At 67.8% G+C, this 25,264-nt stretch carries 14 protein-coding genes and 2 pseudogenes; 11 read left to right on the top strand and 5 right to left on the bottom strand.

What is annotated here, in order from left to right:
* Window positions 1-112: 112 nt before the first annotated feature.
* Entirely contained in the window at window positions 113-985 is an 873-nt protein-coding gene (locus JNW89_RS00295; RefSeq protein WP_255540204.1) for an endonuclease/exonuclease/phosphatase family protein, read from the bottom strand.
* A gap of 684 nt (window positions 986-1,669) precedes the next feature.
* Window positions 1,670-2,185, bottom strand: a complete 516-nt coding sequence (locus JNW89_RS00290) for a hypothetical protein (RefSeq protein ID WP_238447107.1) — start codon at window positions 2,183-2,185, stop codon at window positions 1,670-1,672.
* A 239-nt stretch (window positions 2,186-2,424) separates the two neighbouring features.
* Here JNW89_RS00290 and JNW89_RS00285 point away from each other — a divergent pair, with 239 nt between their 5' ends.
* On the top strand, window positions 2,425-2,595 hold the full coding sequence (locus JNW89_RS00285; protein ID WP_238447106.1) for a hypothetical protein: 171 nt from the start codon (window positions 2,425-2,427) through the stop codon (window positions 2,593-2,595).
* Window positions 2,596-2,744: 149 nt separating this feature from the next.
* Window positions 2,745-2,900, top strand: coding sequence for a hypothetical protein (locus JNW89_RS00280; protein WP_238447105.1), 156 nt, complete (start codon window positions 2,745-2,747; stop codon window positions 2,898-2,900).
* Between the two features lie 9 nt (window positions 2,901-2,909).
* On the opposite strand, the gene JNW89_RS00275 is transcribed toward JNW89_RS00280, so the two are convergent.
* The gene (locus JNW89_RS00275) at window positions 2,910-3,263 is read right to left on the bottom strand and encodes a nitroreductase/quinone reductase family protein (protein ID WP_238447104.1); all 354 of its coding nucleotides are present in this window, start codon (window positions 3,261-3,263) and stop codon (window positions 2,910-2,912) included.
* Window positions 3,264-3,389: 126 nt separating this feature from the next.
* On the opposite strand from JNW89_RS00275, the gene JNW89_RS00270 reads away from it, so the two are divergent.
* The 3 genes from JNW89_RS00270 to JNW89_RS00260 all read left to right on the top strand — a co-directional run bounded on the left by JNW89_RS00270 (window position 3,390) and on the right by JNW89_RS00260 (window position 9,234).
* Window positions 3,390-4,157 carry a sterol desaturase family protein gene (locus JNW89_RS00270; protein ID WP_238447103.1) on the top strand — a complete coding sequence of 256 codons (768 nt, stop codon included), beginning with the start codon at window positions 3,390-3,392 and terminating at the stop codon, window positions 4,155-4,157.
* 245 nt (window positions 4,158-4,402) lie between these two features.
* Window positions 4,403-6,511 carry an MMPL family transporter gene (locus JNW89_RS00265; protein ID WP_238447102.1) on the top strand — a complete coding sequence of 703 codons (2,109 nt, stop codon included), beginning with the start codon at window positions 4,403-4,405 and terminating at the stop codon, window positions 6,509-6,511.
* 317 nt (window positions 6,512-6,828) lie between these two features.
* A complete protein-coding gene (locus tag JNW89_RS00260) occupies window positions 6,829-9,234 on the top strand; it encodes a M14 family zinc carboxypeptidase (protein ID WP_238447101.1) in 2,406 nt (801 codons plus the stop codon).
* A 137-nt stretch (window positions 9,235-9,371) separates the two neighbouring features.
* On the opposite strand, the pseudogene JNW89_RS00255 reads toward JNW89_RS00260, so the two are convergent.
* Window positions 9,372-9,831: pseudogene (locus JNW89_RS00255) on the bottom strand (DUF3427 domain-containing protein); the annotation flags it as partial.
* Window positions 9,832-10,380: 549 nt separating this feature from the next.
* On the opposite strand from JNW89_RS00255, the pseudogene JNW89_RS00250 reads away from it, so the two are divergent.
* The 6 genes and pseudogenes from JNW89_RS00250 to JNW89_RS00225 all read left to right on the top strand — a co-directional run.
* Window positions 10,381-10,625, top strand: a pseudogene (locus tag JNW89_RS00250) (helicase); the annotation flags it as partial.
* A 49-nt stretch (window positions 10,626-10,674) separates the two neighbouring features.
* Window positions 10,675-15,297: a DEAD/DEAH box helicase family protein gene (locus tag JNW89_RS37470; RefSeq protein WP_238447099.1), complete on the top strand. Its 4,623-nt coding sequence runs from the start codon at window positions 10,675-10,677 to the stop codon at window positions 15,295-15,297.
* Window positions 15,294-17,126, top strand: coding sequence for a UvrD-helicase domain-containing protein (locus JNW89_RS00240; RefSeq protein ID WP_238447098.1), 1,833 nt, complete (start codon window positions 15,294-15,296; stop codon window positions 17,124-17,126). Before JNW89_RS37470 ends, JNW89_RS00240 begins: the two co-directional genes overlap by 4 nt.
* The gene (locus tag JNW89_RS00235) at window positions 17,119-20,301 is read left to right on the top strand and encodes a helicase-related protein (RefSeq protein WP_238447097.1); all 3,183 of its coding nucleotides are present in this window, start codon (window positions 17,119-17,121) and stop codon (window positions 20,299-20,301) included. Before JNW89_RS00240 ends, JNW89_RS00235 begins: the two co-directional genes overlap by 8 nt.
* On the top strand, window positions 20,298-22,091 hold the full coding sequence (drmB, locus tag JNW89_RS00230; RefSeq protein WP_306344770.1) for a DUF1998 domain-containing protein: 1,794 nt from the start codon (window positions 20,298-20,300) through the stop codon (window positions 22,089-22,091). The genes JNW89_RS00235 and drmB overlap by 4 nt, the downstream gene beginning before the upstream one ends.
* Before the next feature lie 309 nt (window positions 22,092-22,400).
* Complete coding sequence (locus JNW89_RS00225; protein ID WP_238447095.1) at window positions 22,401-24,521, top strand: UvrD-helicase domain-containing protein; 2,121 nt, start codon at window positions 22,401-22,403, stop codon at window positions 24,519-24,521.
* Between the two features lie 174 nt (window positions 24,522-24,695).
* On the opposite strand, the gene JNW89_RS00220 is transcribed toward JNW89_RS00225, so the two are convergent.
* Complete coding sequence (locus JNW89_RS00220; RefSeq protein ID WP_238447094.1) at window positions 24,696-25,175, bottom strand: very short patch repair endonuclease; 480 nt, start codon at window positions 25,173-25,175, stop codon at window positions 24,696-24,698.
* Window positions 25,176-25,264 lie beyond the last annotated feature (89 nt).

Raw genomic sequence — 25,264 nt, 5'->3', positions numbered from 1 at the left:
GGCGGGACCTACTGACAGCCGTTCCCGCCCGGTGGGCCGTCACGCTGTGGCGCTCTGCGCCGGTGGCAACTCCGGGCTGGCGCGTCGGCGCCAGCCCGGAGCAGCGTTCGGGTTACCGCAGGGCCAGCACGGCCAGGTAGCCGAGGTGGTCCGAGGCCCACCGGCCGTCGGGGGTCTGCCGCTCGTTGCCGAAGATGAGGGCCGAGACGGGTACGACCGCCCCCCGGAACAGGACCATGTCGATGCGGTGCTCGACGGCGTCGGCGGGCTGGTTCAGGTCGTCGCCCAGACCCGCGGTGTAGCCGGGTTCATCCGGATGCAGGATCTCCCACGTGTCCCGCATCCCGCCGGCCACCAGCGCCGCGTAGGCGAGCCGGTTCTCGGCGACGGGCAGGTCGGGGCCCGTGTTGAGGTCACCGGCGAGGATGACGTCACCCGGCGCGGTGGCCAGCGGGCCGGCCAGCAGTTCGCGCGCCTGCAGCACCCGGACGCCGGGGTGGAAGGCCTCCAGGTGGGTGTTCACGAACCGGAACGGGCGTTGCCCGTGCACCACGTCCACCGCGGTCCAACCGCGGGTGCTGGTCACGGTCCCGTTCGTTGCGGCGAGCGTGAAGGTGAGGTTGTTGGCGAAGGTGCCGGACGAGGAGTCGGTCACCTTCACCCGGCCGCCGTGGCGTACCAGGATGACGTCGCGCATCGTGAGCCGTACGTCAAGGAAGTGCGGCGCGCCCGCGGGCGCCTCCAGATCGGCCTCGGCCTGTACGACCGCGACGTCGTAGGGGTGACCGGAACGGCTCAGCTCGCCCATGAGCAGCGCCAGGTAGTCGTACCGGATTTCGGTGGCTGGTGCGGGGTCACCGAACGTGCCGGTGCGCCACAGGGCGACCTCCTGCAGGCCGACCAGGTCCGGCTTGTTCTCGGTGATCTCCCGAGCGAGCAGCTTCGCCCGGGCCGGAAAGTTGACCTGGCCGACGTGGCTGAACAGCGCGGAGTTCGCGGCCAGGAATGCGCCCGGTGTCGCGCGCCGATGGACGGCGTCAGATCGCCACCCAGATACAGGTTCCGGGTCATCACGGTGACTTTGGACTGTCCCTGGGCATGAACGGGCGCGCCGAAAATGCCGAGGCTGACCAGTGCGATGGCGGCGGCGAGGGTGACTCTCGCCGCTCGCCAGCGGGAGGTGGTGGGTGTCGGAAGCATCCTCTTCGATCCTCTCTCCCGGCGACTACGCCGGCGTCGGATGTGAGATCGATCCGGTGGTGCGGATGGGGACGCGGAGGGCGGCGTCGCGACCTGTCGGCGGGGCGCGGCCCGAGGCGGTGCGTGCACGGTATCGCCGCGCGGCGGGCGGGGATAGCCGTGGATATCGGCGGTTCGGTCCCACCCGCTGGCCGGTATGGACACACCCTTCCGGGCTGAGAGGCGATCGGCTGGCGGGGGACGGACGGGAGGGCTTCGGGCTGGCATGCCCGGTGGGTCATCCGAGGAAATGAGCGGCGGCGCACGGCGTACGACCGGGCGGGCCATGCGCCGACCACGGCGGCACCCGACGCCCGGCTATGTCAGAGCGCGGCGGTGGCGCTGGTCGACGCCCGGCATGGCGGCGGGTGTCGGAGCGGAGCCCGGCGCGGTCGGGTGCCCGCCTGCGCCGGAGGGACCGCCCGGCTCATCAGTCGGGCAGGCAGGTCCCGTCTGGCAGGAGGCCGATGATCTCCTCGCCGCCCGCACCGCCCGGCACCTGCTCGAGGTAGCCGACGACGCAGACGTCATCGAGGCGAGCCGCGTAGAGCAGCGCGCCCACCTGACCTGGATCGCCCGGACGGGCCAGCCGTGCCGTGCTCGCAGAGGTCTCCGTCCGGCTCAGCCACAGCCGAGCCGCGTCGACATCGTCCTGCGTCGGTTCGCGTGACGCCGGCCGACGGGCACATTCCGGCTGACTGCCGGTCATGCACCAGCCGGCGTGCGACGCGGCGAGGCGAATGGCCCTGGCCCTGTCCCTGACCGCCGTCCGCTGCCCCTCGGTCACCGGTGCGCGGCGCGGGTCCAGCGACGCGGGGGGACCGCACTCCTTGGGAGGGCCCGGGTCCACGCCGAACACGGGGCAGCCGTAGCCGATCGACTGCTTCCCACCCGCGGCCGGATCGGGTTCGCCGACGAACCACCTGACACCCGCCGTGGCGGCCACGACGGCGACGACCGCGCCACATACGACCAGCCGGCTGTAAGCCAGCCATCGCCGACCCGAACCGTCCTGGCCTGCGGGCAGCTCACCACCATCGCGCACGACGTGCATCGTAGAAGTGGGTCGGTCCTCGGGGAGGAGCAGGACGGGACGAACAGCGCCGCCACCCGGTGCGTTGACCGTCGTTGGGCTCCGGAGCGATGGGTCGCAGAGCGATTGACCATGGTCAAGGGGAACCCGTGATGGATGATCGGGCCGAGTGGGACGACCTGCGCGAGCGTCGGGTGGCGGAACCGGGCGCCGCCGAGGCGTACGAGGCCGCCGGGATCGCGTTCGAGCTGAGCCAGGCGGCGCGAATGCTGCGGCAGCGCGCCGGCCGCGTGGTTCTCCGCCGGGTCGCGGCCCGCCCGTGAAGACCTTGGTGCCGGGGCGACCCATGTCGCCACGCCGGTGAGCATCGCTGTCGCGGACGTCGCATTCACCGGCTCCCCAAGCCCGGGGAGCCAGTCATGCGGCGCCGACTACAGCGCAGCAGCCGTCGAGTCGGTCAACGGCTGCCGTCGTGATCGTCATCGAGCACCGCCACGCCGGCGACGAGGCGTGCGGGGATATCAGGGCGCGCCGTAGCGCCACCGTCGACCTGGCGCAACCGCTGGGGGAGCGGGCGGTGCTCGAGGTGCAGCAGCGCCCGCCGGTCGCGCTGACGATCACCGGCTGACCCGACGGGCTACGTGAGGGAGACCTGGACGGCGACATCGCGCTTCGGGTAGTGCTGATCCACCTGGTCCGAGCCGTACTTCTCGCGGAACATCTCCACCACGTGATCGACCCGGTCCGGTTCGGTGATCGGGGTCGCGGTCGAGCTCACCGCCGTCCCGTTGGCGGCCAGCTGCACGAATGGTGTCTGCCGTACGTTCTTGTACCAGTCGCTGTCCGAGCCGGTTATCGGGACCAGGAAGGCGCTCTCCTCCTCCTGGACGAACCAGACGGGGTGAGAGATCTGCCGTCCGGTCTTCCGGCCGGTCACGGTCAGCTCGACTTCCCGTACGCCCTCAAGCGCTTCCCTGACGGCCTTGGTCACGGTGTCCTCCGTCAACGTTTCGAAGTGCTCCCCGCCTGCCAGGCTATGGACGTTCGCGCCGGCCTGTTGCGCGATCCGCGAATCAGGTCGGTCCCGAGCCTCTCCGGCGGGCGCATACTCAGGAACGTGGATGGTGTGCTCGACTGGGCGTGGCGACTCGATGTCGGCCAGGTGGTCGGGCTCGCTCTGCTCGAGAACGTGATCCTCTTCCTGATCGCCGTCGGCGCCGGCAACGCCGTGCTCCGGCTGCCGACGGTTGTCCGGCTGCTGCCCGACCCCGGCCGGATCAGCCAACTGCAGGTGTGGCTCGCCGGCGGCGCGATCCTGATGAACTCCGTGGTCACCGTCGGCGGCTTGGCGCTGTGGAAGGCCGGGATCATCCACCTGAACGCGGACCTGGGCCTCCGCGTCCTGGCCGACTTCGTCCTGCTGCTCCTGCTCATGGACCTGCTGATGTACGCCGGCCACGCGGTCGCGCACCGGCCCCGGATCTTCCCGCTCGCCCACGCGCTGCACCACCGCTTCGTCGATGCCCGGCCCGCGACGCTGTACGCGCTGCACCCGCTGGAGATCCTCGGATTCGGCGGGCTCTGGCTGGCGGCGCTCGCCGTGCACGCGTTCTCGGTCTGGGCGATCGTCGCCTACACCGCGGTGAACCTCGTCTTCGGGATATTCGGCCACCTGGGCGTGGAAGTGCTCCCGGCGGTGGCCCGGCGCAGCCGGGTGTTCCGCTGGGTGGCCACCCCGACGCTGCACGCCGGGCACCACGTCGAGTCGGCGGTCAACCTCGGCTTCTACACGTCGATCTGGGACCGGCTCTTCGGCACGCTCGCCCCTGACTACGACCAGCGCCGCCTGTCGGCCGAGCCCGAGCCGTACGCCCTGGTGGCCTGATCCGGTCCCGTCTTGTGTACGTGTATCGACCAGCTACGGGCTAACACGCCCCGCGTCTCCGCGCGTCCGAAAAGGATTGCCCGCCGTAGGTAGGATGCACACGGTGTAGCGGAGGCTGCCCAGCGGAGTGACGGGCGGGTGCGCCCCGAGGTGCCCCCACGCCTCAGATGTCGGTGGTGTCGAACAGACGGGGGTAAACCATGTTCGAGCGGCTGGGCAGATTCGTGGTACGCAGGGCCTGGTGGGTGATCCTCGGCTGGGTGCTTGCGGCAGTCGCCATCGTCGTCACCACACCGTCGTTGAGCGACATCACCTCCGCCGATCAGGGCAGCTTCCTGCCCCGCTCGTACGAGTCGGTGCAGGCCATCGAACTCGCGAAGAAGGCGTTTCCGCAGCAGGCCACGGCGACGGCGGCCATCGTGGTCAAGCGCGCCGACGGGCAGCCGCTCACACCGGCCGACGAGGCGAGGGTGGGTCAGCTCGCCCAGTCGCTCAAGGCGAAGAACATCTCGCACACGTCCGGCTACCTGACCGGCCCGCCGGCCGTGGCGCCGGACAAGTCGGTGCAGGTGGTGAACGTCGGGCTCGCCGCGGTCACCCCGGACGACCCGGCGCTGCTCGACGCCGTACGCGATTTGCGGGCGGCCATCGGTCCGGAACTGGCGGGCAGCGGGCTGACCGCGGGCGTGGCCGGCGACGTAGCGAGCTTCGTCGACAACGAGGACACCTTCAACAAGGCCTTTGCCGTGGTCGGCGTCGCGACGATCATCCTGATCATCGGACTGATCCTGATCATCTTCCGCAGCCCCATCGCCGCGCTGCTGCCCGTGGTGGTCATCGGCGTGGTCATGTTCGTCACGAGCGGGCTGGTCGCCGCGGCGGGTAAGGCGTTCGATCTCAATGTCAGTCAGGATCTGCAGACGGTGCTGCTGATCGTGCTGTTCGGCATCGGCACCGACTACATCCTGTTCCTGCTGTTCCGCTATCGCGAGCGGCTGCGTGCCGGGGACGACAAGCGCACCGCGATGATGGTCTCCGTCGAGCGGGTCGGCGAGGTCATCACCTCGGCTGCGGGAGCGGTCATCGTCGCGTTCCTCGTGCTGCTCCTCGCTTCCCTGGGCTTCTTCGGCTCGCTCGGCCCGGCGCTCGCGATCGCCGTCGGCGTCATGCTGGTCACCTCGCTCACGCTCATCCCGGCGGTCGTCTCGTTGCTCGGCCGGTACGTCTTCTGGCCGTCCAAGGCGTGGCAGCGTGTCCCCAAGGCCACCATGGCGCGTCGCCTCGGGACAGCCATCGGTCGCCGGCCGGCGCTCGTCGCGGCGGCATCCGGCGCCCTGCTGGTCGCGCTCGCCGCGGGATCCCTGGCCTACAAGGCCGACTACGACTTCAGCTCCGGCTTCCCGCAGGACACCGAGTCGGCGAAAGCCGCCGCGGACCTGCAGCGCGGGTTCGCGGCCGGCGCGCTCGCTCCGACCGAGGTCTACCTGACCACCGACAACGGGTCGCCGCTGACCGAGCAACAGGTCAGCGAATTCGCGGCGGCCGCGGCCGGCGCCCCGGGAGTGGGCCGGGCGCAGCCCCCGGAGCGCAGCAACGACCCGAGTGTGGCCCGGGTCAACCTGTTGCTCGACGAGAATCCGGTCTCCAACGAGGCGATCACGCTCGTCCGCGACGCCCTGCGCGACGCCCTGCACGCGGCGGCCCCGCCCGGCACCCGGGCGGCGGTCGGCGGACCCACCGCGATCTTCGCGGACATCAACTCGGCGAACAACCGCGACCTGTCGGTGATCCTGCCGGTGGCGGCCGGCCTGATCGCGCTCATCCTCGCGCTGCTGTTGCGCAGCCTGATCGCGCCGATCTACCTCGTGATAGCGGTGCTGCTCAACTTCGCCGCCACGCTGGGCGCCACGGTCTACCTCTTCCAAGGGCTGCAGGACAAGCCCGGGATCACCTTCCAGCTGCCGATCATCCTCTATCTCTTCGTGGTGGCGATCGGGACCGACTACAACATCCTGATGATCGCCCGACTGCGTGAGGAGGCGCGGGAGGGGAACGAGCCGCACCAGGCGGCGGCCATTGGGGTGGAGCATGCGGGGCCGACGGTGGCGGCGGCGGGGTTGATTCTTGCCGGGACGTTCGGGGTGCTGATGCTCGCGCCGATCTCGTTCCTGCAGCAGATGGGGTTTGCGGTAGCGATCGGGATCGTGCTGTCGGCGTTCGTGATGTCGATGTTCTTTGTTCCGGCGCTGACCGCGCTGATCGGGCACAAGGCGTGGTGGCCGGGGCATGGGGACGAGCGGCGGGTCAGCGGGCCGCCCGTTCCGCCCGAGCCGGCGAGCGTGGCGAAGGCGTAGCGGGCCGGCAGGGTCGGCATGGTGGCCGCGAGCACCGGCAGGTGCCCGGCCCGCGCCAGGAGGAAAGACCCGGTGTACGCGGATCAGGCGGGCCTTGACCAGCCGTTCGCCCAACCGCACCAAGCGAACGACGTGCGACTGGGACCAACGTCCATCCTGTACTCATCGATCTTGACTGATGGTGAGACGGCGATCACACTTTGCGCAGCTGCGGCAGCCGAGGTCCCTACCGGACACCTCGGCTGCGCGGCCCTCTGGATCGCCTCGCCGGAAGGACTCTCATGAGGAGTACAAGAAGATCCAACGGACCGCGTCGCTTGTTGGCCCTGCTCGCGCTTCCGCTGGCGCTCGCCCTCGGCGCACCCGGCCTGGCGAGTCCGACGTCGGACAGCGCGGTGGCGCCCGACCGGTCGTCGACGGGCGAGCAGAACGGCGTCGGCCTGATGCGCATCGTCGTCGCCGACACGTCGGGCATCGACCGCCTGAACGACCTCGGCGTCGACCTCGCCGAGTACGTCAAGCCGGTCGACAACGGCATCGAGGTGCACGCCATCCTCAGTCCCGAGGAGAGCCAGGCGCTGCGCGACAAGGGCTTCGACGTGCAGGACGCCATCTCCGACCAGAGCGACTACGCCCAGAACATGGCCGAGCGGTCCGCCGCGATCCGAGCCGCGACGGCGGCGACGGCCAGCACCGACAACCTGACCGTGCTGCGGGCCGAATGGTTCTCCAGCCTCGACAGCCAGCTCTTCCTCAACATCGAGGTGAAGTCGAGCGCCGGCACCGACTCGACGACGGTGCTGACGGCCAGCTGGGACAGCGGGCCCGGCACGGAGATCGGCTCCGGCGGCACCGCCACCATGTCCCGGTTCACCGACGCCGGCCAGTACATGTACCACCGGTTCAGCAACCCGGTCCCCATCACCGCCGCACCGACCAAGGCCACCATCACCAGCAACAAGGGCGGCTCGGCCACGGTCGACGTCGCCAAGTGGCTGGGCAGTCCGCGCAAGAACCCCGGCAAGCACCCGTACGTGTCGGACTTCGTCGACCACTACATGGACCCGACCGAGGTCACCGCCCGGTTCGCCGGCCTGGCCGCGGAGTTCCCGAAGCTGACCGAGCTGATCGACCTGCCGTACAAGACGAACGGCTACCGGCGCAAGGCGCAGGCGCAGTTCGGCACCGCCGCGGCGAGCACCGTCTACGTCACCTCGACGGCGTACGGCTCCGAGGGCGGCAACGGCGTCACCATGTCGCAGGTCAACCCGGGCACGGCGAACGCCCCGCTGACGCTCAGCGTGTCCGGCAGGGCGGTCACGGTGAGTCTGGCCACCAACGGCTCCGGTGCGATCACCAGCACGGCGGCGCAGGTCGTCGCCGCGGTCAACGGCAATCCCGACGCGGCCAAGCTGCTCACGGCCAGCACATACCGGGGTAACGCCGGCACGGGCGTGGTGGCCGCGGCTGCGGTGACCAAGCTGGCCGACAACCTGAACGCACCGGCGAGCGTGTCCCGCGACCCGTTCCAGATGAAGGTGCTGCGGATCGGCAAGCACCGCGACGGCTCGAAGGTCGGTGTCTTCCTCTACTGCCAGGAGCACGCCCGGGAGTGGGTGACCCCGCTGGTCTGCGTGGAGTCGGCCGAGCGGCTGCTGCGCAACTACGCCCAGGACCCGAACACTCGCAAGATCGTCGACGACCTGGACATCTTCATCCTGCCGGTCGTCAACCCGGACGGCGCGCACTACAGCATGTACGACTTCAACATGCAGCGGCGGAACATGACCAACCACTGCCCGGCGTCCAACGCGGACCCGGGCCGCCGCAACTCCTGGGGCGTGGACCTCAACCGGAACTTCTCGGTCGGTTCCGTCTTCGACGGCTACGTCGGCGCGTCGGCGACCAACTGCACCAGCGACACGTTCGCCGGGCCGAGCGAGCTGTCCGAGCCGGAGGCGCGCAACGAGGTCTGGCTGGTCGACACCTTCCCGAACATCAAGCTCTCGATGAACACCCACTCCTACGGCGGGTACTTCATGTGGCCGCCGGGGGCGTACAAGGCCGAGGGGCGGGAGGTGCTGCCGCGGGTGGACCAGGGCACCGAGGCGTACTTCTGGACCTCCTCGGACTACATCCTCTCCCGGGTCCAGGAATATCGGGGCACGGCGATCTGGCCGGGTCGCACCGGACCGGTGACGGACGTGCTCTACTCGGCGGCCGGCAACAGCGCCGACGAGCACTGGTACAACCGGGGCATCATCGGCTGGGACTTCGAGGTCGGCGCGGACATCTACAACCCGACGACCAAGCGGTTCACCGCGGTCGGTTTCCAGCCGCCGTTCGCCGAGGGGCACGAGGAGGCGATGGAGTTCGCCAACGGCAACATCGCCATCCTCGAGGTGGCCCGGGCGTACGCGACGGACGAGATCCAGCCGAAGACTGCGCTGAAGGTCGTCAAGCAGGAGGTTGGTGCTACGGCCTTCACGTTCAGCACGAGTGAGCCGGCGAACGTGTACTACACACTCGACGGAGGCCGGCCAACGTATGGCTCGCCGAAGCTGGCGCTGGCTGGGATGCGCGAGGGCGTCCAGAACATCACGGTGAACAGTGACACCACCGTCAACTGGTTCTCGATCGACATCGCCGGCAACGTGGAGAGCAACTACAAGCCGGACGGTCAGGGCACGAACTACAACAAGCAGAGGGTGGGCGTCCAATAGCCCAATTCACCGCTTGAACACTGGTGGCCGCCGACCATGGGTCGGCGGCCACCAGACTGTGAAACGCCGGCCCGTACTGAGTGCCTGATGCACCCCGGCGTGGCAGCGAGGTCAGCCGGCTTCCGCTGGGTTTGACATCAGGCGGCGATTGCCCGGGCCGCGGCGTACATGTCGGCGGGGAGCGGGTGATGCAGGCGCCAGAGGACTCGCATCGGCCGGTCGCCGGTGTGCTCCTGGTACGTCATTGGCCCGGCGTACAGGTACGGCGGCGCGCCCAGGTCGCGGTCGGCCACCTTGCTCTCCCGAACGAAGAGGTGCACCGTCGACCCGCGCTCGGCGTGCTGGATGTAGCGCTGCCCGGTCCCCGACGCCGACGACGTGGTGCTCTGCGACTCCCACTGGAACAGGCTGTCGGTGATGGCCCGGTCGGCGTACATCGTCGTGGGGGAGTAGTGCTCCTCGGACTTGACCAGCGTGACGAAGAAGAGGTCCGCCTGCTTCAACTCAAGCCACCTCACCCCCTCGCGCAGCGACCCCGGTTCGCCTCCCGAAAACCACACATGCCTTGTTCCGGCAGTAGCAAGCGTGCACTTGCAGCAGCCGAAAAGTTCTGCTGTCGGCTCCACGACAGATTTTCTCTACATCGTTGCAGTAGTTGCCCAGTCCGTAACTCGCTGCGGCCGGGTATGGCTTAGTTCTCTACGACCTATGCCCTGACCTGGGGAGAAGCCGCAGCTCTGGCAAGTAGTTGCCCTTGAGCAATATCAACTTCGTAGGTTATTGACAGCGCAAAGAGGCCATGCGAGACCGGCTGAACAGGTGAATACTCAGGGGTCCTGCTGGCAGGAACCTTGCCGGTAAGGTCCCCGGCACACCTTGTGGGGAGGTGAGGGGCGATGATTGCTGGGCTGGAGGTACCACCGGCGGTCGAGGCGGCACGTGTCATCACCGCCGTGTTGGCCGAGCTGCGCTCCAGCCACCACCGAGGCGCCGTCGTCGACTCGCCGCCCGGAGCCGGCAAGTCGACACTGGTGGTGCGCGCCGCCGTAGAGCTGGCCTGGGCTACCCGAGCCGCTGATCGCCATCGGGCGGGCCAACGAGCAGGTCGACGACCTTATCGACCGCCCCGCGCAGAGGGCACCGGAGCTGCATCCGCTTTCGGAGCGGCGGGACGCCACTGCCTTCCACCTGGAGTCGGGGCGGCTCTGCGTGCTCACGTCACGCCGCTGGCAGGCCTGCGACGTGGTAGCCCCGAGCGCGAATCCCGAGCTGCTCGGCGCTCATCCCACCACCGAGCCGGTCCATCTCAACGTCCCAGTCAATTCACCCATGGCTGGGAAGCGAACCAAGCAGTCCTGGTCCACCTGTCCACCCACAGAATCCCTGCGTAGGCGGAACATGAGGCCCTCAACCTCCGATGCGGACGTATCAGATCAATCAGTGCGACAGGTTGTCGAGGAGCAGTCGCAACGCGTCCTCGAGACGTACCGCATCGATGCGGGCCTGATCCAGGAGCACGCCAACGGTGAGCGGCGCATCAATCAGGGCGGTTACGGCGAGCGCCAGGTCTACGAGCTGGTCCAGAACGGCGCCGACGAGATGCGCGGTCTGAAGAACGGCGAAATCCGGGTCATTCTCACCGATCGATTCCTCTACTGTGCCAACACCGGCAACCCGATGACCCCCGAGGGCGCGGACACGATCCTTCGGATGAGCGTCTCCCGCAAGCGAGGCGGCCAGATCGGCCGCTTCGGCGTAGGTGTCAAATCCGTCCTCACCGTCAGCGACGCGCCCCAGTTCTTCAGCACAACCGGTTCCTTCGGTTTCGACCGAGAGTGGGCGCAGCAGGCCATCCGCGCGGTCGTACCGAGCGCGATCGACATCCCCGTGCTCAGAATGGCCCGCCCCATCGACACCGAGCAGGCGGCGGTGCAGGACCCGCTGCTCGCCAAGCTACTCGAGTGGGCGGTCACCGTAGTGCGGCTGCCCCTCTTGCCCGGCAGCGTGGCGCGACTGAGCCAGGACCTCAGAAACTTCCCCTCGCAGTTTCAGTTGTTCTCGCCCCACGTCGCCTCGCTGACTCTTGAGGACCGCTCCGGCCAGCAACCGGTGATCCGCGAACTGTTCGTCAAGTTCGCCAGCACGCTGCATACCCTGCAGGCTTTCAGCGCCGACGGCAAGGAGACGACGACGGAATGGCACGTCTTCCGTCGCACGTTCTCTCCATCGGAGACGGCCTTGGCCAGCGCCGGAGAGCTGCACGACCGCCCCGAGATCGACATCGCATGGGCGGTACCGCGCCGAGGCTTCGGCGATCGTGGCACGTTCTGGGCCTACTTCCCCACCAACTACGCCACAACGTTGCGTGGTCTACTCAACGCGCCGTGGAAGACCAGTGAGGACCGACAGAACCTCTTCGATCACAACGCCTTCAACGACGAACTGATCGAGCAGGCCGCTCGACTCGTCGTGGAGTCCCTACCGGAGCTCGTCGATCCGGCGGACCCGGGTTCCTACCTGATGCTGCTTCCCGGCCGTGGCCGGGAAGCCCCGCAGTGGGCAGACGAGCGGTTGACCAAGGCCGTGTGGACAGCCGCGGCGTCGCTGCCCTCCCTGCCCGACCAGACCGGCAATCTCCGTCGGCCCGCCGAGCTGCAGATGCCGCCGGAGAACATGACAGACGCGTGGCTGAAGCTGTGGGCGGACCACCCCGGCAGGCCGGTCGACTGGACGCATAAGTCGATCGAGAACAGGGAGCGTCGTGCGAAGGCGCGCCTCATGTTCGACCGTGCCGAACGTCGCGAGGCGACCGCCCGGGAGTGGCTGGAGGCGCTCGTGTCGGACGGCACCGCAGACGCGTCCGCCCATGCCGTCCAGATCGCCGCTGCGATGGTCACCGGCAACCACGAACAGGCGGACAGCGCACGCAACGCGCGAATCCTGCTCACCGAGTCGTACGGCATGGTGTCCATCGGCGCCACCGATGTCTTCCAACGTAGTGGACAGGACGAGCTGACCGACGACCTCGTCTACGTCGATCCGCGGGTGACGGACGTGATCGGGGTGCGCAGCGCGCTGGACGCGTTGGGCGTCCACGAGGCCAGCCCCGCCGGGCGGCTCACCGCTGTCCTGGACAAGGGTTTCGTCCACTACAACGGGCGGGAGTGGGAGGGCTTCTGGAAGCTGTGCCGCCGGGTGACACCGCGCGAGGCCGCCGACGCTATTGCGAAGTCGACTCCCGGCTGGTGGCATGACCTGCGCCTCCGCACCGTCGGCGGCAGCTATCGCCGCCCGATCGACTGCCTGCTTCCAGGTCGAGTCGTCCCGGCTGACGGCAGCCGTGACCGGGATGCCGCCGTGGACCTACGAGTTCACTCCGCCGACCGACCGGTGCTCGAGGCGCTTGGCATGTCGGACGTGCCGGTGGCCGACCGCGACCCGCGCGGCGAGGCGTGGTTCGAGGACTACCGGGCCCGTGCCCTCGATGCGATGTGTGCAAAACTCCCGGCTGGAGTCGTACATCCCAAGCTGAGCAGCCTCGTCGTCGACGGCACCAACCCGCCCGGACCGCTCGGCGTGCTCACGGGCCTCAGCGACGAGGCCAAGCATCTGTTCATCAAGTACCTGCCTGCCGGCCGGCTGGTAGGCGACTGGAACGCCCGCGCCGGCCGGCACGCGCAGCAGGTCGCCTCTCCCCTGGTGTGGATGGTCCGCCGGTACGGGATGCTGCAGAGCAGCCGGGGCCTCGTCCCAGTGAAACTCGCGGTCGGTCCCTCGCTGAACGAGTACCGCGTCGCACTCCCGGTCGCACTGATCGACCGTGGCGTCGCCGACGTGCTCGGGTTGCCCGCGACTGTCGACCAGATACCGGAGCGCCTCTGGCGACACCTGGTGCAGGCCGTCGCCACCACCGAGGAAGACGCCCTACCCGGCATGGTCTACGCGTTGGTGTTGAGATCGGGGGCCGACTGGCCCGGTGGTGACACCCGCTGCCGGATCGGCGCAACGTGGGGTACTCGGCCCGACGACCAGATCTGCGTTACGTCGAGTCGGGAAGAATACGACGCACTGGTGTTGGAGACTGTCCCCGCGCTGCTGGCGCCGACTGCAGCCGACGTCGACGCGATGGTGCAGCACTGGGGCATGCGCCGGTACGCCGCGACGATCAGCACCGAGCTGCGCAAGGTCGAGGAGACAGAACCGATCGCCGTCGTCGCGGAGTACCCCCACCTCCGAATCCTGCGCGGGCGGATGGCCGAGGGGTGGTCCTTCGTGCAGTGCAGCGAACTGGAGGAGGTGACGCGCACCCCGAACGGCATGCGCACCAGCCCGTTGGAGGTCGCGGCACACGACGGCGTCGTCTACGTTCGTCATGCGACGGACAAGCGCTCGATTCTTCTGGCCATTTCGCGAGAACTCGACCTGCACCTGTCCCCGCAGGAGATCGAGATCGTCCTCGCCCGCAGCGAGGAGGCCAAGAACCAGGAGGTGCTCAAGCAGGTCCGCGCAACGAAGAACACCGCGGAGAAGGTTCTTCTGCTGATCGGCGCGGAGCGGCTACGCCGCGGGCTGCCCGAGGGGCTGCTCGCCTGGGAAGAGGCAGGCGCGGGCGCGCCCGTCGGCGATCGTCGCATCGCCGAGTTGGCGCTGCACGCCCACGGTGAAGGGATCCTGCGGCACCATCGGGAGGATCTCAGGAAGACCCACGAGGTGCTTGCGGTTGGCTTCACCGGCGACCGGAAATCTATGAGCGTCGTAGCCGACTTGGGTCTGCCGAACCCCTTGGCGGGCGTGCGGGAGGAGCAGCCGCTGGAGACCGAGCACGTCGCCGGCCCCACGCCCCATTTCCCGCTCCACGACTACCAGGAGAAGCTGGCAGGCCGGATGCATCGACTGCTGATGCAGGAGTCACCGGAGCGTGCGATGCTCAGCCTCCCGACCGGTGCGGGCAAAACCCGCATCGCCGTCGAAGCGGTGATCCGTTACCTCAAGGAGTACGGATCAGAGGGTCCTGGCGGACCGATCCTGTGGATCGCCCAGTCCGAGGAACTGTGCGAACAGGCGGTGCAGAGCTGGCGTTACGTCTGGGAGAAGGTCGGCGTGGGGAAGACCCGGCTGACCATCAGCAGATTCTGGAGCACCCGCGACGCTGGCCCGGTCACGGACAACCCCCATCTCGTCATCGCCAGCGACGACAAGCTCACCTACAACCTCGACAAGCCGGCGTACGCCTGGCTGCGCGAGCCAGCGTTGGTGATCGTGGACGAGGCACACGGGTCCACCACGAAGAGCTACACCCGGTTGTTGGAGCAATTCGGGCTGACCCAGCATCGCACGGCTCGCCCGCTCATCGGACTGACCGCGACGCCGTTCCGGGGGAAGAACAGCGCCGAGACGAGTCGCCTGGTCAGCAGGTACGGCAAGAGCCGGCTGGACAAGGACGTGTTCGGCGAGGACGCGTATCGGGTGCTGCAGAACATGGGAGTACTGGCCCGCGTCGACCACCGCGTCCTTGAGGGGGGCAAGCTGACGCTCACCGACTCCGAGGTGTCTCGGATGTCCCAGCTGCGCGGCGGCACGCTACCGCCGGAGGCGGAACGGCGGCTTGCCGATGACCATGTGCGGAACGAGGCCCTGATCAAGGCGCTGCTCGACCTGGATCGGGACTGGCCGATCCTGGTCTTCGCGACCTCGGTCAACCACGCGCGGTTCCTCGCCGCTGTGCTCGACGACCAGGGCGCCAGGGCCGCGGCAGTCGACTCGCAGACGCCACCGGCACGCCGGCGGCGCATCGTCGAACAGTTCGGCCGGGGGCGGATTCGGGTTCTCACCAACTACGGCGTGCTGCACCAGGGCTTCGACGCGCCTGCCACACGTGCCGTCGTGGTCGCCCGACCGACGTACAGCCCCAACGTCTACCAGCAAATGATCGGCCGTGGCCTGCGCGGCCCCGCCAACGGTGGGACGGACCGGTGCCTGATCCTCAACGTACGCGACAACATCGTCAACTACGGCGAGGAGCTCGCCTTCACCGAGTTCGAAAAGATGTGGAGCGAGTCGTGAGCGCACAGATGACTGTCGACGGACCTACCTTGGAGCAGGCCCTCGTCGCGGCCCTCCCGGCCGACTCGCGCACCCTCGTCATCGCGCCAGCGGGCACGGGGAAGACGTACACGCTGGTACGCCGTCTCGACCATCTTCTCGACCAGGAGTTGTCCGCCGACAAGGTCCTGATGCTCTCGTTCTCGCGGGCCGCGGTGCGCGAGCTCACAGCTCGAACCGCGGCCTCCACCGGCCGCAGCCGGTTCGTGACCGCCCGTACGTTCGATGCCTGGGCGCTGGACCTGCTGAATCAGACCTACGCCGACCAGGATTGGCACCAGCTGCCCTTCGACGAACGTATCCGTGAGGCCACGGGCGCCATCCTCGACGGGCACGCCAACGCGTACATCGGCTCGCTCCGGCACGTGCTCCTCGACGAGGTGCAGGACCTCGTCGGCGACCGCCGAGAGCTAGTCAAAGCGCTGCTGACATCGGTGAACTGCGGCTTCACCATGATGGGTGATCCGGCTCAGGCCATTTACGGGTTCCAGGTCCGCAGCCGCGGGAGTGAGCCGGACATCTTCTCGTGGGTACGCGACACCTACGGGGCTGGGCTGATCAAGCTGGCGCTCACCCGGGACTTCAGGGCCCGCACGCCACGCTCGCCCGGGCTCCTCGCGTGCGGCGAGGCACTCCGCGTGCCGACCGCGGCCTACGGGGCCGACATCCCCAGGCGCATAAGGGAGGAGTTCCTCGGCGTTTCGACCGCCGGGCGTCTGGACGACGTCCTCGGTGGCTTCATGTACCTGGAAGGCAGCTGCGCGATCCTGTGCCGGGACAACGGTCAGGCATTGGAGGTGTCGGCACTCCTTCACCAGGCGGGTATCGAGCATCGGCTGCAGCGCCGCGCCGGTGACGATGTCAGTCCCCGGTGGTTGGCGAACCTGTTCCGTCGGCACGATGGCCTCACTGCCGACCTGGCTGCGTTCGCACAGCACACCGGATTGACCGGCGAGTCGCTGGCCGCGGCGTGGGAGGCCCTGCTGCCGGCCAGCCGAACGGGCGCCGACCGCATCGATCTCAGTCGGCTTCGTTCGGCACTCGCACGCGGTCGTCTGGCGAGGCTCGCCATCCAGTCGCCATCGGATGCCGTGACGGTTTCCTCGATGCACCGGGCCAAGGGCCTCGAATACGACCGCGTGTTCGTGATTGAGCACAGGCGCCGGGAGGACGACGATCCGATGGAGGAGGCACGTCTGCTGTACATGGCGATGACCCGATGCCGAGACGACATGTTCCGGCTGGAGCAGCTCCCCCAGTACGGCGCCGTGTACATCAGGCGTGACACGAGCTCAGGCCGCTGGTGCCGCTATCACTTCCGGAACCGAAGCCAGCGCCACGGTATGGCGTTGGAGAGTGGTGACGTCAGTAAGGACTTCCCGGCCGGCATGGTCGCCTTCAGCGCGGACCCGGTGAAGTTGCAGGAGTATCTCGCGACGAAGGTTCGGCCGGGCGATCCCGTCACCCTGACCCGCAGTGCAGAGCTCGCCGAGGACGACCTGTCCATCCCGCTGTACATAGTCGAGCACGACGGCCAACCCATCGGAGTGGTGTCACCACTGTTTCGAAAGGCTCTCGCCCGATACATGTACGGCCGCAAGCAACTCGATGCGCATCTGCGTTGGCCCGACTCGATCACGAACTGCTGGATCGATGATGTCGAGGCGGTCGCTGGCAGCACCGCGGCGGGGCGGCGTGCCGGTTTCGGAGAACACGGAGTCTGGCTGGCACCGCGGCTGAGCGGGTTGAGCTGGTTCCGATACGCAAAGGCGGAGTCCGACGATGAGTGATTTCGACGAGCACTTCCGGTTCAGAACGGACCTGACCGAACGCCTTGTTCTCGATCTGTTCGGCCCGGCGGGCGGAACAGAGGAGATCCTGACGGACGAGCCGGTGAACACCTACCTGACCGGAGTGCTGTTCCCGCAGCGTGGGGCAGAGGACGCCGCCGAGGACGCCGCCGAGGCCGACATCGACGTAGCGGGCGCTCGGCTGGATACGGATGAGCAGCCAGACATTGGCGTGTCGATGGCCAACGTCCAGAGCCCCTCCACGATGGGCCTGACCTTCGCCGTGGACCGGCGGTGCGGCAGCCTCACGATCTCCGTCGAAGCCGCGGTCTACGAGCCGGTCGACGAGGCGGGCAATCCTGTGGAGGCCGAGGTGGAGAATGCTCGCTCCACCGACGAGTCACCGATCAGGTGGCGACGCCGCGCGGTCGACGCCGCGCCGGTCACGATCGACCTCACGCTGCCCGGCCGGCGCACGCACCCCCTTGTCCCCGGGCTGGAGATCCGGGCGCTGGTTAGAGAGCCGGACCAAACACGCGGAAACCTCACCGTCACGGTGACGCTGGTCAACGTTCACACCGTGCAGGGCTCTTTTCTGCGAGACCCCTGGTGCTTCTTCCAGTGCGGCCTAACCGTCACGTCCGACTCCGACAAGCCGGCGATCGTCGAACAACTCGCGCCGTCCGTCGGCGACGACGACGAGACCCTGGTCTCGGCGATGCTCTACCGCCACGCGCCGACGTTCGCCACCGGGCATGGTTGCGCCGCAGAGTGGAGCGAACCCACGACCCGAGGAGCGTCCGACAGTCGGAGAGCCGTCGCCAGGGTGTGCTCCTCCTTCACGCCGATCTTCGACGTGCGGCTCTCCGAGTCGAACACAGAGATCGACGTCTCCGGCCTGAGGATGATCGATCTCGCCGAAGGCGACACCGACCAGGTGTTGCGTACGATCCGGAAGCTGACCGACGGGTACCGGAGGTGGGTCGAGGACCGCGAGGCGGAGGCGGCCGGCATGTCGACGTCGCCGTACGCCGAGGTGGCCCTGGACCAGGCACGTGAATGCCGCACCACCTACCGCCGGATGGCCGCTGGCGTCGATCTCCTCGCCCGCGATCCCGAGGTCATGCGCGCCTTCAAGCTCGCCAACAGGGCGATGGCGACGCAGCGGGCCCGGACCGTCATGATGCGCGACAAGACGTCCGACGTCGACCTGGGCATCGGCCGCTGGTACCCGTTCCAGCTTGGGTTCATCCTGCTCTGTCTGAAGGGCATCGCCGACTCCGACGACGAGGACCGGCAGATCGCCGACCTGCTCTGGTTCCCCACGGGCGGCGGCAAGACGGAGGCCTACCTCGGGCTCGTCGCCTTCACCGTGTTCCTGCGCAGGATCCGTCGGCGTGAGCTCGGCGGCGGGGTGACCGTGCTGATGCGCTACACGCTGCGCCTGCTCACGCTCCAGCAGTTCGAACGTGCTGCCACACTGATCTGCGCCATGGAGCGCGTGCGGCAGGACCAGCGGGACCTCCCGGGCGAGGAGATCTCGATCGGCATGTGGGTGGGCTCCAGCGCAACCCCGAACAAACTGAAGGACGCCGAGGCTTCGCTCAAGAAGCTCCGCGCGGGGGAGACGCTGCAGGACAACAATCCCGTGCAGCTGCGCCGCTGCCCCTGGTGCGGCATCCCGATCGACGAGTTCAAGTATCGCGTCGACCTCGGCGCGCAGCGACTCGTGGCCGCCTGCGGCAACGCAGACTGCGAGTTCCGCGACGGGCTCCCGGTACACCTCGTGGACGAGTCCGTGTATCAGCACCGACCAACGTTGATCATCGCCACGGTCGACAAGTTCGCTCAGATGACCTGGAAGGCCGACCCGGCTGCACTGTTCAACCGACGCAACGCACCCGACGGCACACCGCCACCCGAACTCATCATCCAGGACGAGCTGCACCTCATCTCGGGCCCGCTCGGCACGCTCGTCGGTCTCTACGAGGCAGCCATCGACATCGCCGCGAACAGGCCCAAGGTGGTCGCGTCCACGGCGACGATCCGCCGTGCCCGCGAGCAGGGCAAGGCGCTGTTCGACCGGGACGTCCACCAGTTCCCCCCGTCCGGACTCGACGCCCGCGACTCCTGGTTCGCCGTGGAGGCCCCCCCGGAACGCAAACCCTCGCGACGGTACGTCGGCCTGTTCGCCCCCGGAACCAGCCAGGCGACTCTGTTGGTGCGGGCGTACGCCGCCCTGCTGCATCATGCCGCGATCATCGACGGGAAGGACGACGTCCGCGATGCCTACTGGACGCTTATCGGTTACTTCAACAGCCTGCGGCTGCTGGCCGCAGCCGAACTTCAGGTCAACGACGACGTCGCGGGGCGTCTGAAGCTACTCGCCGGGGACGGCAACCTCCGCGAGGTGGAGACCACCGAGCTGACCAGCCGCGTCGCCGCGAGCGACATTCCCTCCCGGCTCCGTCAACTCGACGTGCGCCATCCTGACAATTACGCGCTCGACGTCGTGTTGGCGACAAACATGATCTCCGTCGGCGTGGACGTCGATCGGCTGGGGCTTATGACGGTGACCGGCCAGCCGCAGACGACCGCCGAGTACATTCAGGCGACCAGTCGGGTCGGCCGCCGCTACCCCGGCCTGGTCGTGATGCTGTACAACGCCGCACGCTCGCGTGACCGCTCGCACTACGAGAACTTCCGCGCTTACCACTCGGCGCTGTATCGACAGGTCGAGTCCACGAGCGTCACACCGTTCTCCGCGCGCGCCCGCGACCGTGCGCTGCACGCCGCGCTGATCGGGGCCGCCCGATTGACGATTCCGGATGCCCGCGAGGACGACGGGGCGGGTCGCCTCGACGACTTCATGCCAGAGCTACAGGATCTGGCAACACGCATTCTGGACCGGGTGAAGCGGATCGCACCCGATGAGCTGGATTCGACCGAGAAGGATCTCGACGACATCATCAGCGACTGGACCGGTCTCGTCGACTGGAACAGCGACCTCCTGTACCACAAGCCCAAGTGGGCGGGCGACACCAAGCGTCGACCGGATTCCGCTGCGCTCCTGCGCACCTTCGAAGACGACGACCTGCCGCACTCGTTCCCAACCATGAACAGTCTTCGAGACGTCGACGTCGAGACCAACCTGCTGAACCGGGAGGGACGATGACCAGGCCAGGAGGATCGAAGGGCCGGCGCCCGATGCGACGACCCACCGCTCCCGCCCCCGCCGTTACGGGCAAGGTACGTCGTGCTCAGATGATTACCACCTACGGCGTCGGCTCGATGATTGCGATCGACGAGGCGTCCTACATCGTCGTTGGACTCGAGGAATGGAAGGTCAACCGCGCGCAGCAGACCCACGAGCCTCGCCTTCAACGCGCGCTAGGCGTCTCCGAGCTCTACCTGCCACCCGCAGAGAGCCCGTACTACGGGGCGGCGCTGCGACGGTTCCCGAACTACTACTCGTGCCAGCGCTGCACACTGTTGCAGCCCTACGGCCGGTTCGGCGGCAAGGGGTCCAGCTGTGCCTGTGGCGGCTCGCTGATCCCCTCCCGGTTCGTGCTGGCCTGCGAAGACGGCCATCTAGACGACTTCCCGTATCGAGCCTGGGTGCACCGCGGCGCGCAAGACGACAGTCCCTGTACACGGGACCTCCGGATGGTCACCACGGGCCGAACGGCGTCCCTTCGGTCAATCGAAATCGTCTGCGGCTGCGGCCGGAAGGCGTCGATGCAGGGCGCGTTCCGGCGCAATGAACTTCGCAAGCTGAAGATCATGTGTTCCGGCGCACGTCCCTGGCTGAGCGGCGGCCAACGGGTGGCCGGCTGCACCAAAGCGCCCCGAACGATGCAGCGAGGTTCTTCGGCCGCATGGTTCGGCGTGGTGCGATCCTCCCTGGCCATTCCGCCCTGGTCGACAAAATTGCAGCAGTTGATCGATCCCCACTTCGCCATGTGGCGGGGCGAGAACGATGACGTCATCGCGCGTCAGGCCAAGAATGCCAATCTGCTCAGCGGCAACGTCACCGCCCAGCACATCATCGACGCGGTTCGACGACGCGAGCGGCTCGAGGCCCTCGGACCATCCGACGAGGTCAACCTGGAGATGGACCTCAAGGCGGAAGAGTACGAACAGCTGTGCACCCCCACCGCCGACGGCGTCGACGAAAGCGATGACTTCGAGTGCCGGCCCATCGACGGTGACGCGCCCCTCCCCGAGATCGGTCAGGTCATGCTGGTGACACGACTGCGCGAGGTACGGGTGCTGCAGTCCTTCACCCGAGTCGAGCCGCCGAGCGCGGCCGACCCGGCCGCCCGCAGGGCCGCCCTGTCGGCGGGTGAACTGGACTGGCTGCCCGCCATGGAGGTGGCGGGGGAGGGTGTGTTCCTCGGGCTGTCGGATGAGAGGCTGCCCGCGTGGGAGGCTCAGCCTGAGGTGCGCAAACGCGCCGAGCAGGTCATCCGCAACTCCGAGAAGCTGCTCGCCCGACGTGCCGAGAAGTCGGGGCGGCCGGCGCCACCTTCCCGCGTGACCGCTCGTTCGATTCTGATCCACAGCCTCGCCCACGCACTGATCAATGAGTGGAGCCTCGACTCCGGTTACTCCGCCTCCGCCATGCGCGAACGCCTTTACACAGAGGAAGGCATGGCCGGTCTGCTCATCTACACGGCGACCAGTGACTCCGCGGGAAGCCTGGGTGGCATCGTCCGCCAAGGCGAACCCGAGCGGCTCCGCCGGACGCTGACGTCGGCGCTGAAGAGGGCGACGTGGTGTTCGGCGGACCCGCTGTGCATGGAGTCGGGGGCCAGCGGATCAGATTCCCTGAACCTCGCCGCATGCCACGTCTGCAGCCTGCTGCCTGAGACGAGCTGCGAACTCAACAACACACTCCTAGACCGTGGACTTCTCATCGGCTGGCCGGAGCAGCCTCGAATGGGGTTTTTCAGCCCAGCCTGAACGCAATCCACGACGAGGTCGGAAGACGATGAGGTCGACAGATACTCGGCCACCACCTGGATGAACTCCAGCAGAGGCTTGAGGACGCCCTTGGAGCGCTTGCGCCCGTCGTACCGGCCAGTCGTGCCGCTGTAGCCAGCACGGTGTGCGCAGTTCACCCTGCTTCCGCTGTTCCAGGCCAGAGCGTGCCGGGTCATCTGCACCGCGAACCTGATCAAGAGCATGAAGGCCCGCGCTGCGGCATCGCCGACGGGCCAAGCAGACGATGGGGGTACAACTCATCACCACAGGTCGCGGGGAGGAAGATCGGTGAACACAGGGGCGCGGCTGCTCGTCTTGATAAGCGCCGAGAAAGAGATCATGAAGCTGACGCGGGCAGACAAGGGCGCCGTCTACGAGTTCCAACACAAGTTCCGCAACAACCCCCAAAGTCCCGGACTGCGGCTCAAACAGCTCAAGGGCGGCGAGAAGCTGTGGTCCGCGCGGGTCAACGCCGAGCTGCGCGCCGTCCTGCTGCACATTTCCGAGCATGAGTACCTGCTCATCGACGTCAAGCACCGCCGAGAGGTGTATGACGATCTGGGCCGCTACGCCTACCGAGTCAACCGCGTCACCGGCGGGCTGGAGGTCATCGACCTCGGACCCGTGGACGAGGGCGTCCTCGGGCGGATGGTCCCCCCGGAGGCCGCGCCGCTGTTCGCCGCCTACGACGACGACGTCTTGGTGGCGCTTGGTGTGGCGGAGCCGTTGCTGCCTCACATCCGCGCGCTAAACACGGAAGACGAGCTCCTCGCCCTCATCGATCACGCGCCGCAACTGACTGTTGACGTGTTGCTGGCCCTGTACGACGGCAAGACTGTCAAGCAGGTGCGTGAACAGGTCACCGAACCGGTACGGGCAGAGGATGTCATCGACCCCGAGGATCTGGCGGCCGCCGTCATCCGCCCGGGAACCCAGGCGACGTCCGACGATGAGGCTCTGCAGGCCATGTTGGGCGAGTCGTTCGAGCGCTGGCAGGTCTTCCTGCATCCGACGCAGCGAAAGCTGGTGGAGAAGAAAACCACCGGTGCCACCCGCGTCAGCGGCGGTCCTGGCACGGGCAAGACGATCGTCGCACTGCACCGGGTAGCCCATCTGGCCGCTGCCCTCGATCCGGGCGACGACAGCCCAATTCTATTGACGACGTTCAATCGAAATTTTGCCGCGGATCTGCGCACCCGGCTCCTCGCCCTGGGCGGGCAGCAACTGCTGCGCCGCGTCGACGTCGTCAACATCGATCGGCTCGCCATGCGGGTCGCACGAGAAGCAGACGGCGGCGCTGGCAGAGAGTTGGTCGACGAGTACCGCATCACTGAGCACTGGCAGTCGTTCCTGTCTGAGCTCGGAGTGACGAGGTGGAGTGCCGAGTTCCTGGCAGCCGAGTGGGCTCAGATCATTCTGGGGCAGATGCTTGACTCCCCGGCCGACTACTTCAAGGCCCGCCGTCCCGGCCGCGGCAGGCCGCTCAGCCGAGAGGCTCGCGGCGAGGTCTGGCAGCTCGCCGAGCGGTTCACCAGCTGGTTAGACGGTCGGGGGGTCTGGACCTGGCGGCAGGTCGCCGTGCGCGCGGCTCGTCTGGAGGCGAATCGCGTGGCCGGCACACCACCACGCCACCGATACCGGCACGTCGTCGTCGACGAGGCTCAGGATCTCAGCCCCGCACACTGGAAGATGCTGCATGCCATGGTGCCCGACGGACCTGACGACATGTTCCTCGTAGGGGACACCCATCAGCGCATCTACGACAACCACGTGATGCTGTCGAACCTCGGCATCAACATCCGCGGCCGCTCGCACCGGCTAACCCTGAGCTATCGCACCACCCGGCAGATCCTCGCCACCGCCCTAGAGCTGTTGAGCGGCGAGGTGTATGACGACCTCGACGGCGGTAAGGACACCCTTGCCGGCTACCGGTCCCTACTGCGAGGCGGCAAGCCGACCTTCCGCGGCGCCTCGACCTGGGAGCAGGAGAAGAATCTCATCGCCGCCCAGATGCAGGCATGGCGCGATCTGCCCGGCGGGTCGGTGGCGATCTGCGTACCGACCCGAGAGCTCGCCGCCGACCTCGCTGCACGTCTCCAGTCCGACGACGTGGACGTGGTGGAGATCGGCCCCGATGGGCCGGTCAGATCGGACGGCGTGCACATCGGCACCATGCACCGGTTCAAGGGCCTGGAGTACATGCGCATGATCATCGCCGGGGTCAGCGATGGGCTCGTGCCGCACCAGGTGATCAACTCGTGGCGGGAGAACGATCCCAAGCGCTATCAGCGGGAGCGCCAGCGCTACCGGTCGATGCTTTTCGTGGCGGCGACGCGCGCTCGCGATGAGCTGGCCGTCTTCTGGCACGGAACGCCCAGCCCGTTCCTGACTCACCGCCTGGTGCGGTAGCCGAGACGACTGGTGTCGTGGTTGACCGGGAAGTCGGCACGATGGCTTCGGCCAACCTGCGGAACGTGCCCAGGTGACCGCACCCTTATCGTCAGCCGTTACGAGCCGAACGACGACCTGTTCGGGGTGCAGGGCGAGGTCCACGCGCTGGCGCAGCAGTCGCATCCCTTGCTGTTACGTGAGGTCCCGACTGTCGCTTGCGATGACTGCGTCGGGCAGCGGTAGAGCAGTAGACGCCTGCATGCCCCTCACCACGTCGACAAGGCGGTCTGCGGCGTTTTCCGCTGGCTCGTGCTCCCAGATTCGTATCACGGTCCAGCCCTCGTCCTCGAGTTGCCGGGTGGTCTCGCGGTCCCGCTCGCGATTCTTCAAGATCTTCGCCTCCCACCACGCGGCGTTGGCCTTGGGCCAGGTTGCGTGCTGCGGACAGCCGTGCCAGAAGCAACCGTCGACGAAAACAGCCAACTTGATACGGGTGAAGGCGATGTCGATCGTCCGGCGACGCGAGCTGGTGACTGGTACGCCGATCCGGTACCGAAGCCCTGCGCGGTGCAGGGCACGACGGATCGCCAGCTCGGGCTGGGTGTCCTTCCGGCGCTGTCGTTGCATGCGACCACTGACGCCGGCTGAACTCGGCACGGGACCGTCGGGCACAGCCTCACCGTAGTCGTGTGATCTCTGCCGTGGTCGCCGGGGTGTTTCTTCGGCTCCCGCTCCGCTAAGTTCCTCCGGGGGAAACTAAA

It is taken from the genome of Micromonospora sp. 4G55, assembly GCF_016803375.1.
Note: the sequence above shows the minus strand (reverse complement) of the source record. Positions and strands in the feature narration are given on the sequence as shown.

What these genes read in the sequence shown, in the direction of transcription:
- drmB (WP_306344770.1), top strand. Translation starts at nt 20,298, where the DNA reads ATGACCAGGCCAGGAGGATCGAAGGGCCGGCGCCCGATGCGACGACCC.
- JNW89_RS00235 (WP_238447097.1), top strand. Translation starts at nt 17,119, where the DNA reads ATGAGTGATTTCGACGAGCACTTCCGGTTCAGAACGGACCTGACCGAA.
- JNW89_RS00285 (WP_238447106.1), top strand. Translation starts at nt 2,425, where the DNA reads ATGGATGATCGGGCCGAGTGGGACGACCTGCGCGAGCGTCGGGTGGCG.